At 45.7% G+C, this 13,459-nt stretch carries 10 protein-coding genes and 1 tRNA gene; 1 reads left to right on the top strand and 10 read right to left on the bottom strand.

Translation table 11 applies throughout. From position 1 onward, the window contains the following. Positions 1–66: 66 nt before the first annotated feature. The 10 genes from rpoB to ACXACS_RS03595 form a co-directional block, all read right to left on the bottom strand. Positions 67–4,095 carry a DNA-directed RNA polymerase subunit beta gene (rpoB, locus tag ACXACS_RS03640; RefSeq protein WP_474804194.1) on the bottom strand — a complete coding sequence of 1,343 codons (4,029 nt, stop codon included), beginning with the start codon at positions 4,093–4,095 and terminating at the stop codon, positions 67–69. A 325-nt stretch (positions 4,096–4,420) separates the two neighbouring features. Then, entirely contained in the window at positions 4,421–4,798 is a 378-nt protein-coding gene (gene rplL, locus ACXACS_RS03635) for a 50S ribosomal protein L7/L12 (RefSeq protein WP_015068303.1), read from the bottom strand. Positions 4,799–4,855: 57 nt separating this feature from the next. Beyond that, positions 4,856–5,374, bottom strand: a complete 519-nt coding sequence (rplJ, locus tag ACXACS_RS03630) for a 50S ribosomal protein L10 (RefSeq protein ID WP_014951041.1) — start codon at positions 5,372–5,374, stop codon at positions 4,856–4,858. 306 nt (positions 5,375–5,680) lie between these two features. After that, on the bottom strand, positions 5,681–6,376 hold the full coding sequence (gene rplA / locus ACXACS_RS03625; RefSeq protein WP_014980521.1) for a 50S ribosomal protein L1: 696 nt from the start codon (positions 6,374–6,376) through the stop codon (positions 5,681–5,683). Positions 6,377–6,380: 4 nt separating this feature from the next. Next, the gene (gene rplK, locus ACXACS_RS03620) at positions 6,381–6,809 is read right to left on the bottom strand and encodes a 50S ribosomal protein L11 (protein WP_014951043.1); all 429 of its coding nucleotides are present in this window, start codon (positions 6,807–6,809) and stop codon (positions 6,381–6,383) included. Between the two features lie 244 nt (positions 6,810–7,053). After that, positions 7,054–7,605 (bottom strand): transcription termination/antitermination protein NusG, encoded by a 552-nt coding sequence (nusG, locus tag ACXACS_RS03615; RefSeq protein WP_179984807.1) that lies wholly within the window; start codon positions 7,603–7,605, stop codon positions 7,054–7,056. A 4-nt stretch (positions 7,606–7,609) separates the two neighbouring features. After that, on the bottom strand, positions 7,610–7,987 hold the full coding sequence (gene secE / locus ACXACS_RS03610) for a preprotein translocase subunit SecE (RefSeq protein ID WP_014951045.1): 378 nt from the start codon (positions 7,985–7,987) through the stop codon (positions 7,610–7,612). Between the two features lie 81 nt (positions 7,988–8,068). Further along, positions 8,069–8,145: transfer RNA gene (locus ACXACS_RS03605), tRNA-Trp, on the bottom strand. A gap of 167 nt (positions 8,146–8,312) precedes the next feature. Beyond that, complete coding sequence (locus ACXACS_RS03600; RefSeq protein ID WP_269919007.1) at positions 8,313–10,154, bottom strand: ABC transporter ATP-binding protein; 1,842 nt, start codon at positions 10,152–10,154, stop codon at positions 8,313–8,315. A 226-nt stretch (positions 10,155–10,380) separates the two neighbouring features. Next, positions 10,381–11,004 carry an RraA family protein gene (locus ACXACS_RS03595; RefSeq protein WP_474804187.1) on the bottom strand — a complete coding sequence of 208 codons (624 nt, stop codon included), beginning with the start codon at positions 11,002–11,004 and terminating at the stop codon, positions 10,381–10,383. Positions 11,005–11,275: 271 nt separating this feature from the next. On the opposite strand from ACXACS_RS03595, the gene ACXACS_RS03590 reads away from it, so the two are divergent. After that, positions 11,276–13,342, top strand: a complete 2,067-nt coding sequence (locus ACXACS_RS03590; RefSeq protein WP_474804185.1) for a M13 family metallopeptidase — start codon at positions 11,276–11,278, stop codon at positions 13,340–13,342. Positions 13,343–13,459: the final 117 nt, after the last annotated feature.

Raw genomic sequence — 13,459 nt, 5'->3', positions numbered from 1 at the left:
GAGTCAGTCTCTAGAACCCGGCGCAAGCGCCGGGCCATCTCATAACATTACGCGGCGATTGCCGTATTACTTTTCTTCAAGCTCGATGTTGATACCCAACGAGCGAATTTCTTTAAGTAGTACGTTGAATGATTCTGGCATGCCAGGTTCCATTCTGTGGTCGCCATCGACGATGTTCTTGTACATCTTGGTACGTCCATTAACGTCATCTGACTTAACAGTAAGCATTTCCTGAAGGGTATATGCTGCACCGTATGCTTCAAGTGCCCACACTTCCATCTCACCGAAGCGCTGACCACCAAACTGTGCTTTACCACCAAGAGGCTGCTGTGTAACAAGGCTGTAAGAACCAGTAGAACGCGCGTGCATCTTGTCGTCTACTAAGTGGTTCAGTTTCAGCATGTACATGTAACCAACCGTAACTGGACGCTCAAATTCGCGACCGGTACGACCGTCGAACAATGAAATCTGACCGCTTTCTGGAATATCAGCAAGCTTCAGCATTTCTTTGATTTCTGATTCACGAGCACCGTCGAATACAGGCGTTGCAATTGGAACACCCTTACGAAGGTTTTCTGCTAAGCGACGCACTTCGTGGTCTGTGAAGTTATCGATGTCAACTTCTTGGTGATTTTCACCAAGCTCGTACACCTTCTTCAAGAACTCACGCAGTTCAGCCAGCTCACGCTGCTCTTTAATCATGCGGTCAATCTTCACACCAAGACCGTGTGCAGCCATACCCAAGTGAGTTTCTAGGATCTGACCGATGTTCATACGAGACGGTACACCTAGTGGGTTAAGAACGATATCTACCGGCGTACCGTTAGCATCGTATGGCATGTCTTCTACAGGCTGGATAGTCGAGATAACACCTTTGTTACCGTGACGTCCGGCCATCTTGTCACCCGGTTGGATGTGACGCTTGACTGCAAGGTAAACCTTAACAATCTTAAGTACGCCAGGCGCTAGGTCATCACCTTGTGTGATCTTACGACGCTTAGTTTCAAACTTCTTATCGAAGTCAGCTTTAATTTCAGCGTGTTGATCAGCGATTTGGTCTAACTCTAGCTGTGCATCTTCGCTGTTAAGTGCAATTTCAAACCACTTTTCACGCGGTAGGCTGTCAAGCTTAGCTTGGTCAACACCAGCACGTAGAAGTGCAGTTTGCGCACGGGCAAAGATACCGTCAGCAAGAATTTCGAACTCATCAGTAAGGTCTTTCTTAACCTGACGTAGCTGCATGTCTTCGATTTCTAACGCGCGCTTGTCTTTCTCTACACCATCACGGGTAAATACTTGAACGTCAATTACCGTACCGTGAACAGAGTTAGGTACACGTAGCGACGTATCTTTAACGTCAGACGCTTTTTCACCGAAGATTGCACGTAGTAGTTTCTCTTCTGGCGTAAGCTGAGTTTCACCTTTAGGTGTTACTTTACCTACTAGGATGTCACCGCCTTTTACTTCCGCACCAATGTAAACAACACCTGATTCATCAAGCTTGCTTAGTGCAGATTCACCCACATTAGGGATATCAGAAGAAATCTCTTCTGGCCCAAGCTTAGTATCACGAGCGATACAGCTAAGCTCTTGAATGTGGATTGTAGTGAAACGGTCTTCCTGTGCTACACGCTCAGAAATAAGGATTGAATCCTCGAAGTTGTAACCATTCCACGGCATGAACGCGATACGCATGTTCTGACCAAGTGCAAGGTCACCTAGGTCAGTTGAAGGACCGTCAGCTAGCACGTCACCAGTAACAATCGGGTCGCCAACGCTACAGGTAGGCTTCTGATTGATACAAGTGTTCTGGTTAGAACGCGTGTATTTAGTCAGGTTGTAGATATCGATACCTGCTTCACCTGGAAGCATTTCATCTTCATCTACCTTAATTACGATACGGCTGGCATCAACATAATCAACCACACCACCGCGCTTAGCAACTACAGTAACACCTGAGTCAACCGCGATAGTTCTTTCCATACCGGTACCAACTAGCGGCTTATCAGCGCGTAGTGTAGGTACTGCCTGACGTTGCATGTTCGCACCCATAAGTGCACGGTTTGCATCATCGTGCTCTAGGAATGGAATAATGCTCGCAGCAATTGAAACGATCTGCTGTGGTGAAACGTCCATGTATTTGATGTCTTCAGTCGGCATCAAAGTAGTTTCACCGCGGTGACGACATGGAATTAGGTCGTCTACCAACTCGCCATTCTCAGTCAGCGCAATGTTAGCCTGAGCGATTGCGAATTGACCTTCTTCAATTGCAGATAAGTAATCGATTTCGTCTGTTACCACACCGTCAACAATGCGACGGAAAGGTGTTTCAAGGAAACCGAAGTCATTGGTTCGCGCGAAGCTCGCCAATGAGTTGATAAGACCGATGTTCGGGCCTTCCGGCGTTTCGATTGGACATAGACGACCATAGTGAGTCGGGTGTACGTCTCGAACCTCGAAGCCTGCACGTTCACGTGTAAGACCACCCGGGCCTAAGGCAGAAATACGACGCTTGTGCGTTACTTCTGATAGCGGGTTGTTTTGGTCCATGAACTGAGAAAGCTGAGATGAACCGAAGAACTCTTTAACAGCAGCCGAGATAGGCTTAGCGTTAATTAGGTCCTGTGGCATTACGTTGTCTAGATCGCCTAAGCTTAGGCGCTCTTTAACTGCACGTTCTACACGTACAAGACCAACGCGGAATTGGTTCTCTGCCATTTCACCAACAGAACGGATACGACGGTTACCTAGGTGATCGATATCATCTACTTCGTCTTTACCGTCACGAATCATTATTAGCTGCTTCATTACAGAAATAATGTCTTCTTTATCTAGCGTGCCTGAACCGATAAGTTCTTCACGACCTAGACGGCGGTTGAACTTCATGCGGCCAACAGAAGATAGGTCGTAACGTTCGTCAGAGAAGAACAAGTTATCGAACAAGGTTTCAGCTGCGTCTTTTGTTGGTGGCTCACCAGGGCGCATCATACGGTAAATTTCAACTAGTGCTTCTAGGCGGTTAGTTGAAGAGTCGATACGTAGCGTATCTGAAATATATGAACCGTGGTCAAGTTCGTTGATGTAAAGCGTTTCGAACTCTTTGATACCCGCTTGGCTTAGCGCCGCAAGGTTCTCAAGGGTAAGTTCTTCGTTCGCACTTACAATAACTTCGCCAGTATCTTCGTTTACGTAAGTAGCTGCGTAAACGCGGCCAATTAGGTAATCAGCTGGAACTTCTAGCTCAGTAAGACCTGCTTTCTCTAGTGCACGAGTATGACGTGCTGAGATACGACGACCAGTTTCAACAACAACGTTACCTTCACCGTCAATGATGTCAAATGCAGCAGTTTCACCACGAAGGCGATCTGGAACCACTTCCATCATCAACTTGTCTTTGTTGATACGTATGCCAACTTTGTCGAAGAAAGTATCAAGGATTTCTTCAGACGTCATTTCAAGTGCGCGCAAGATGATGGTTGCAGGCAATTTACGACGACGGTCAATACGTACAAACAGGTTATCTTTCGGGTCAAACTCGAAGTCTAACCACGAACCACGGTAAGGAATTACACGTGCGTTATAAAGCACTTTACCTGACGAGTGGGTTTTACCTTTGTCGTGATCAAAGAATACACCAGGTGAACGGTGTAGCTGTGACACGATAACACGCTCAGTACCATTGATAACGAACGTACCGTTCTCAGTCATCAATGGGATCTCGCCCATGTACACTTCTTGTTCTTTAATATCTTTTACGGTACCTGGGGCAGCGTCTTTATCGAACAACACTAACCGTAGTTTTACTCTTAACGGAGCAGAGAAAGTTACGCCACGAATTTGACATTCTTTAACGTCGAAAACTGGCTCTCCCAGGCGGTAGCTTACATATTGAAGCTCTGAACTACCTGAGTAGCTTTTAATTGGAAAAACGGAACGAAATGCTGCTTCCAAACCGTATTGAGCTTCCGGATCGGTCTCAATAAACTTTTTGAAAGAATCAAGCTGAATTGAAAGAAGGTATGGAATTTCCAGTACCTGTGGGCGTTTGCCAAAATCCTTACGGATACGTTTCTTTTCGCTATAAGAGTAAACCATGGGTTCCTCAGCCTGCTGATTTATGACCCAACCTGCTGCAAAATGCTTTAAAACGCGTGCTATGGGCTAAAAGCTGCGTTTCAAATGGCGCACTAAGCAACAAACTTCCACAACCCTTTTTCGGGCAGATACACCAGCATACAACAAAATTTAACCAATTATTAGTTAACTTGTTGGATTTTTATGCTTTTTATGGGTATTTCCGAATGGCGCTTTAAGTAGTGTAACCAAGGGTTAGTTTCTACACACTATACAGCGCAAAAAGGCTGGTGGTTCAAAAAACCACCAGCCTTGCCGTCTCAGGCAATAATCTGACTAGGTCAGATTACTTGATTTCTACTTCTGCACCAGCTTCTTCAAGCTCTTTCTTAAGTGCTTCAGCTTCATCTTTGCTTACGCCTTCTTTGATAGCTTTAGGAGCAGACTCAACTACTTCTTTAGCTTCTTTAAGACCTAGGCCAGTCGCGCCGCGAACTGCTTTGATAACTGCAACTTTGTTGCCACCGAATGAAGTCATTACAACGTCGAATTCAGTCTTTTCTTCTGCAGCAGCAGCGTCGCCGCCAGCAGCTGGACCAGCAACAGCAACAGCAGCTGCAGCAGATACGTTGAATTTCTCTTCAGCCGCTTCAATTAGTTCTACCAGTTCCATTACCGGCATTTCAGCGATTGCGTTTAAGATATCTTCTTTAGTTAGAGCCATGTTCTCTAAACTCCTGGGTATAAAATGTTAAAAAAATCAATATGCCAAAAACGCCAATTACTTGGTGTCTTTGACCGCCGCCAATACGCGCACAAACTTGCCAGGAACTTCGTTGATTGTTTGAACGAATTTCCCAACTGGTGCTTTGAAGGTTGCAAGTAGTTTCGCAAGCGCTTCGTCGCGGGTAGGTAGTGCTGCAACTGCGTCCAATTTCTCTGGACCAAGAAGACCGCTACCAATAGATAGTGCTGTAACTTTAAGCTTATCGTTAGTCTTACCGAAGTCTTTGAAAAGACGTGCCGCACCGCCTGGTGCGTCGATAGAGAAACCATAGATAAGCGGGCCAGTTAGGGCGCTGTCTAAGTCTGCAAATTGACTGTCTGCTAGAGCACGCTTTGCAAGAGTGTTACGTACAACCTTAAGGTATACGCCTTGCTCACGAGCTTTAACACGTAGGTCAGTCAGTTCTGCAACTTCCATCCCACGGTATTCAGCAACGGCTACGGATAGAGCGCGAGACGCAACTTCAGAAACTTCTGCTACGATCTCTTTTTTTGCTGCTAAACCTAGTGCCACTGAGTTCACCTCTTTGTATCTGACTTTGTTTACGGTTACCCGCTTACGCCGTCAGGGTTCACAGATTGATACCAACCCTCATGGTTGATACCGCTCTACGGTGTTTGTTACCCCAGAGAGTCTGAGTCAAACCACCGTCTGCGCAGGTTGTTGTATTAAGCAGTGTGTTGACTGTGAAAGTTCTCTTACCTCTTTCACCACACCGCACCTGCGGTCTAGGACGGGAGCTGCTTATTAGCACTGCTAATTGTCACAGCTCCAACCCATAACCTTTAAGAGATTTCGATGAGCGTTAGCTCAGCGAAATTAAAGACCTACAGAAGCCTTATCAAGAGCAACACCAGCACCCATTGTAGTGCTTAGGCTGATCTTCTTGATGTATGTACCTTTAGCAGAAGAAGGCTTAGCTTTCTTCAGTGCTTCAAGTAGCGCTTCAAGGTTTTCTTGAATTTGGTTCGCTTCGAACGCAATCTTACCGATGCTAGCGTGGATGATACCGTTCTTATCGTTACGGTAGCGTACCTGACCAGCTTTAGCGTTCTTAACTGCAGTTGCAACGTCAGGCGTTACAGTGCCAGTTTTAGGGTTAGGCATAAGGCCACGTGGACCTAAGATTTGACCTAGTTGACCAACAACACGCATCGCGTCTGGGCTAGCAACTACTACGTCAAAGTTCATTTCGCCTTTCTTAACTTGCTCAGCTAAGTCATCCATACCAACGATGTCTGCACCAGCTTCTTTCGCTGCTTCAGCATTTGCACCTTGAGTGAATACTGCAACGCGAACGTCTTTACCAGTACCGTTAGGTAGTACAGTTGCACCACGAACGTTTTGGTCAGATTTCTTCGCATCGATACCAAGGTTTACAGATACGTCAACGCTTTCTGCGAACTTAGCAGTTGCTAGTTCTTTTAGAAGCGCTACTGCTTCGTTGATTTCGTACTCTTTAGTAGAGTCAACTTTGTCGCGGATTACGCGAGCGCGTTTAGTTAATTTAGCCATTCGATTAGTCCTCTACGTTCAAGCCCATTGAGCGAGCAGAACCCGCGATAGTGCGTACCGCTGCATCTAGATCAGCTGCAGTAAGGTCTGGCTCTTTAGTTTTAGCAATCTCTTCCAACTGAGCGCGAGTAACTTTACCCACTTTTTCAGTGTTAGGACGGCCAGAACCACTCTTGATGCCCGCTGCTTTCTTAAGCAGGTAAGACGCAGGAGGAGTCTTAGTTTCGAATGTGAAAGAGCGATCTTCGTATACAGTAATTTCTACTGGTACTGGAGCGCCTTTCTCAAGGCTTTCTGTTTTCGCGTTGAAAGCCTTACAGAATTCCATGATGTTTACACCGTGTTGACCTAGTGCAGGACCAACTGGTGGACTTGGGTTAGCAGCGCCAGCTGCAACCTGAAGCTTGATAATACCGCTTACTTTTTTAGCCATTTTACATGCTCTCTTGTTTGGGTCTAACGCCTCGCAAATACAGAGATTATTTGCTCAATCGGCTTCCCGTTTCCGTTTAAAAGGGCGCGCATTATATAAGGTGATTAATTACTATGCAAGGGCTAATTAGAATAAAAAACCATCGAAAGGTCAGTATTTTTAAGCCTACGCCGTTTAACTAGTAATTACCTACAAAAAAGCCCCGTTAAACGGGGCTTTTTTAAATGTGCTTAGCAGAGAAGGCTTAACCTTTTTCTACCTGACCAAATTCTAGGTCTACCGGTGTAGAACGACCGAAGATAAGTACGGATACTTTTACGCGGCTCTTTTCGTAGTCGACTTCTTCTACCACACCGTTGAAGTCTGCAAATGGACCGTCGGTAACACGAATAACTTCGCCTGGCTCGAACAAGGTCTTTGGTCTTGGCTTATCAACGTTTTCTTCAAGACGATTTAAGATAGCATCAGCTTCTTTTTGCGTGATAGGCATAGGACGGTCAGATGTACCACCGATGAAACCCAATACTCGAGGAACGCTTTTCACCAAGTGCCATGACTCTTCGGTCATCGCCATTTCTACCAATACATAACCCGGGTAGAACTTACGCTCAGATTTACGCTTCTGACCCGCACGCATCTCAACAACTTCTTCTGTTGGTACTAGTACCTGACCGAAGTAGTCTTCCATGTTGTGCATTTTGATGTATTCAAGCAGGGTCTTCTTTACACGAGACTCATATTGCGAATAGGCTTGTACTACGTACCATCTTTTCTTTACTGCTTCTTCTTCAGACATACGTTTATGCTCCTATTCCAGTAATAAAGCCAACTACACGAACGATGATGCCGTCTAGTCCCCATAAAATTAGTGCCATGATTAACGTCGCTGCAAGCACGATAAGGGTAGTCTGGTTCGCCTCTTGGCGAGTAGGCCACACAACCTTGCGAACTTCTGTGCGAGACTCTTTAGCAAAGCTCAAGAAGGTGCTACCTTTTTCGGTAGTTGCCGCGATAAAACCAGCTATACCAACTACTACAACAATAGCGATAGCACGGTATAGTACCGAGATCTCACCGTACATTGTATTAGCGGTTACTAAACCGGCAAGTAGTGCAAAAACCACTACCCATTTAAACATGTCCAATGCATTGGACTGATTTTCCGTCTTTTCGCTCATGTTACGATCCTAGCACTACAGCGTCGTTGTTTTACGCACTCATTTAATGCGCAATTTAAAAATTCTTAGTTTAAGTAAATTTGGCAGGGGTGGAGGGACTCGAACCCCCAACCATCGGTTTTGGAGACCGCTGTTCTACCAATTCGAACTACACCCCTGTGGTGTCTAAAAGACAAAATTTACTTACACTGCCCTTGTGAGTTGTGCGTCTTTTCTAAGGAAAGTGCGGTATCGCAAGGGAGGGACGAGTATTATACTTAACCACTTTCAAGATACAAGCGGTTTATCCATCCCTTCTGCGATTGAACACTATTTCGCGAGTTTCCTATTCAACACCAATAAATCCGCCGGTTTGGTGAGCCCAAAGCTTCGCATAAATACCATTTTGAGCGATAAGCTCAGCATGTGTGCCCTGCTCTACGATGTTACCTTTATCTAAAACCAGTAACCTGTCCATTTGTGCAATGGTAGATAGGCGATGTGCAATGGCTAGCACGGTTTTACCTTCCATCACTTTATCCAGACAGGCTTGAATGGCCGCTTCAACTTCTGAATCTAGTGCCGATGTCGCCTCGTCCAGTACCAGTACAGGTGCGTCTTTTAGCAATACACGGGCGATAGCGATACGCTGACGCTGCCCTCCTGAAAGCTTCACACCGCGCTCACCTACATGCGCGTCGTAGCCTGTTCTACCGTAACTATCGGTAAGTGTAAGGATAAAATCGTGCGCCTCGGCTTGCTTAGCCGCCCTTACCATATCTTCTTCTGTCGCATCCGTACGCCCGTATAAAATATTGTCGCGTACAGAGCGATGCATCAACGAGGTATCCTGCGTTACCATACTGATTTTAGCTCGTAGGGTTTCCTGCCCCACTTGGGTAATATCTTGCCCATCAATGATAATTCGGCCACTTTGGGTATCGTAAAAGCGCATTAATAGATTCACTAAAGTCGATTTACCTGCACCAGAGCGCCCCACTAACCCTACTTTTTCACCAGGCTTAATGTCTAAATCTAAATTTTTAAACACATCAATAGGTTTTTCATCGGCCCCAGCATAAGAAAAGTTCACGTTGTCGAAGTTAATCCCGCCGCCATTTACTTTAAGTGCATTGGCCTTAGGCTTATCTTTTACTGCAATTGGCTGCGCTAAGGTATTCATGCCGTCTTGCACAGTACCTAAGTTCTCAAACAAGCCTGATACTTCCCACATTACCCAGTGCGACATACCGTTTAGTCGCAGGCAAAGGCTTATAGCAATAGCAATGTCACCGGGGCTCGCGATGTTTTCCATCCACAAATACACCGACAGCGCACCGATGGTAAAGATAAGAATGGCATTAGCCATTTCCACACAAAATTCCAATACGGTAACCAAACGCATTTGCGGGTAAACCGTTTTAAGAAAACCATCCATGCTTTCTTTTGCGTAATCAGCTTCACGGCGACTATGCGAAAACAGCTTCACTGTGGTGATATTGGTGTAACTATCCACAATACGGCCAGTCATTAATGAGCGCGCGTCGGCTTGCTTTTGAGAGACTTCTTTTAGTTTTGGTACTAGCACCTTCAAGATACCGATATACACAAAAAACCACACGATAAGCGGCATGGCTAAGCGCCAGTCAGTACTGAAGATAAGCACAACCATGGAGATAAAATAAACGCTGATGTACACCAGCAAATCGAGCACTTTAGTTACCGTTTCTCGCACCGATAATGCGGTTTGCATTACCTTGGTGGCCACACGTCCGGCAAATTCATCGTGGAAAAAAGTTAAACTTTGTCCAAGCAAATAGCGGTGCGCCTGCCACCTAATGCGCATGGGATAGTTACCCATCAAGGACTGACGAGAAAACAGCGAGCGAAGCAAAATAAACAAAGGAATAAAAACGAGAACCGTTAAACCCATGCCAATAAGCGTGAACTTTTGGTCTTCTAAAAAGGTTTCACGGCTTTGCTCTGAGAACCAGTCAACCAACTGGCCTAGAAATCCAAACAGCGCTACTTCTAACATGGCCACAATCGCACTAAGCACCGAAACTGTAAGGATGACGCCCCACATGCCTTTGGTGTAGTACTTACAAAATGCAATGATACCTGTTGGTGGTTGAGTAGGCGGTGTATCGGGGAAAGGCTGGGTCAGCTTTTCAAAAAATGAAAACATGTAGAACTCGTTAATTATTCGGTGACAGAGCACGTTTACGTATGCCCAAAATGCTTAGGTCACAATTCTACACGATAACTGAAAGTGTGTTGAACTTTGCGGTACTTTTTTACCGCAAAGCTCACTTAACATTAGTTAATATTTGGACAAGCTAATTGCTAAATGAAGGGCTTAGTGAATAGCTCATCGAACACCTGTCAAAATATGGCTCATTTTCTGCAAAGGTTTACTCTGCAAAGCCTAATTTAGCGAGTATGCCTTCTACTTTTTCAGTGTGTTCAGCCTGCCACTGTTCGAGCGACATAGAACCGTCTTTTTGTGCGCGCTTTTGGGCAATGTCATAGGCAGCTAGCGCCTCATCCTTTGGAATTACTGCAATGCCCTCCTCGTCCGCCACAATAATGTCTCCCGCGTTAACAGTTACACCACCACATGTGATAGGCTCATTTAACGGCGATATGCACTTTTTCGCTCCAGGCTTGGGTATAACGCCTCTGGCAAACACTGGAAATTTGTTGTCACGGGTTTCAGCAAGATCTCGGATAACGCCATCAATCACGAAGCCTTTAATGCCGCGCGACTGAGCGATTGCGCAGACGTTGCCGCCCGCAACGGCAAAGTTATCGTCAGCTTCAACCACAATGATATCACCAGGGCTTGCGCGATATATCGCCGCATGCAGCATAAGATGGTCACCCGGCTCACACTTAACGGTGAATGCTGGACCCGCAATACGAGGCATACCGTACCACAATGGTTTAATCCCGTAGTGCATGAACTGCTCTCTTGGCAGGGCGTCTGCGTACTCGCACGGTGATACGCTTTCAAAAGGAGTTTTATGTAAGTCCATTGCCGTTCCTTGAATATTGTGATGAGGTCAATACAGAACACTATAGCGAACTTAGTCTGCCAAGTTGTTACAAGCTGTGTATTTTCACTATAAACACTTTTTCTATCCCTACCATCATGCTAAAACGTTAGAAAAACCGTGCGTGTTGCGCCCCGATATTCTTGTGGATGCAAAGGTCATTCTTTTGGATGTAAAGGGCCTAACAACGCGCTAAAAACTATAAGCGGCAAGTCCAAACATTGCCCAGTCAGAATGAAAAGGAAAACTCTAAATGTTACGTAGCGTTTTAAGCTTAAGCGTGGCACTGGCCTTAACGGCCTGTAGCCCACAAAATTCATCGACAGAACAACAAAACCAAAGCGCTGCCACTGAAGAAGCTCAGCAGCAGCTTTCTTCAGGCGTCATTAAAGAGAATATGGATCTGTCTGTAGACCCTGGCGATGACTTCTTCCGCTACGTAAACGGTAAGTGGTTTGATAATTTTGAAATACCAGCTGATAAGTCTAGTTACGGTTCTTTCGTTATTCTTCGCGATGAAGCACAAGACCACGTAATGGATATTATTAAGTCTTCTGCCGAAGGTGATTTTAAAGCGGGCAGTGACGAACAAAAAGTGGGTGATTTTTACCGTGCCTATATGGACATGGAAACCCGCAACGAACTTGGTACGACGCCGCTAAAGCCTGAGTTAACTAAGATTGAAGCCATTGAAGACTACACTGACCTTGCTGAGTATTTTGCTTATGCTGCTCGCTATGGCTACGGTACACCGTTTAGCCTAACCCAATACCCAGACCTCAAGTCTCCAAAAGAATATCTGATGTACACGTGGCAAGCCGGTCTTGGACTTCCTGAGCGCGAGTACTATTTTAAAGACGACGAAACATCACAAACCATTCGTGACGCATACGTTAAGCATATTCAAACTATGTTTGAACTTGCGGGTTTCGAAGCACCAAAAGAAAGTGCCGATATGCTTTTCGAGCTTGAGACTAAAATTGCTCAACTGCACATGAAGAAAGAGCAAGCCCGTAACTTTGCCGCAAACTATAACAAGCTTTCGATTGAAGAACTTAAAGCATTGATGCCTAAGTTTAACTGGGATGCCTATCTTGCTGAAGCTGACATTAGCGACATTCCTTCACTAGGCATTTTGCAAAAAGACTACATGCAAAACATTGATGGCGTCATAGCCGAAACCTCGCTAGAAGGCTGGAAGACGTTTCTTAAATGGGGCGTTTTAAACGCTTCAGCTAGTCAATTGAATGCCGAGCTTGATGAAGCAAACTTCAACTTCTACAGTAAAGTGCTTCGCGGCGTAGAAGAGCAGCAGCCTCAATGGCGTCGTGCAGTAAGCCTTTCAAATGCCCATGTAGGCGAGCTTATCGGTAAGGTTTATGTAAAACAGCATTTCCCGCCTGAAGCGAAAGACCGCATGATGGAAATGGTTAACAACCTACTGCTGGCTTACAAAGAAAGTATTGAAAACCTAGACTGGATGACAGACGAAACTCGCGCGCAAGCACTAGATAAGCTATCTAAGTTTACCGTGAAAATTGGTTACCCAGATCAGTGGAGAGACTATTCAGCACTGACGGTTAATGCCGGAGACTTATTCGGAAATCTTAAGCGTTCTTCTGACGTGCTATATGAAGAGATGCTGAAGAAACAAGGCGGCCCAGTGTGGACCCATGAATGGGGCATGACGCCACAAACTGTTAATGCTTACTACAATCCACCGCTGAACGAAATTGTATTCCCTGCGGCCATCCTTCAACCTCCGTTCTTTGATATGAATGCCGAAGACGCGGTTAACTATGGTGGTATTGGCGCAGTAATCGGACACGAGATTGGCCACGGCTTCGATGATTCAGGCTCAACCTTTGACGGTGATGGCGTGCTTAGAAACTGGTGGACCGATAAAGATCGCGGCGAGTTTGAAGCACGCACTGCAAACTTGATTGAACAGTATAACCAGTTTGAGGTGCTGCCTGACTTGCACGTGAACGGTGAATATACCCTAGGTGAAAACATCGGCGACCTTGGCGGCATCAGCATCGCTCTTAAAGCTTACCACCTGTCTCTTGATGGTGAAAAAGCACCTGAACTAGATGGTTTCACTGGCGATCAGCGTGTATTCATTGGTTACGGCCAAGTGTGGGCCAGCAAATACCGTGAAGAAGCCTTGCGCAGTCAAGTACAGACAGACACCCACTCCCCTACGAAGTTCCGCACTAACGGCGCTGTGCGCAACGTACCAGAATTCTACGAAGCCTTTAACGTTACCGAAGACGATGCGTTGTATCTGCCGCCAGAAGAACGCGTGAAAATTTGGTAATTTGCACACACATGCACGCGTAGATAATACGACAGTTAAAGCCCCGTGTTTTGTTCGTCAAACTGGGGCTTTTTTTCGTGTTGAAGTGTATGACTGAGCAGGTTTAAAAAGGCTAAA

It is taken from the genome of Alteromonas sp. AWM4_230 (assembly GCF_056158305.1).
Note: the sequence above shows the minus strand (reverse complement) of the source record. Positions and strands in the feature narration are given on the sequence as shown.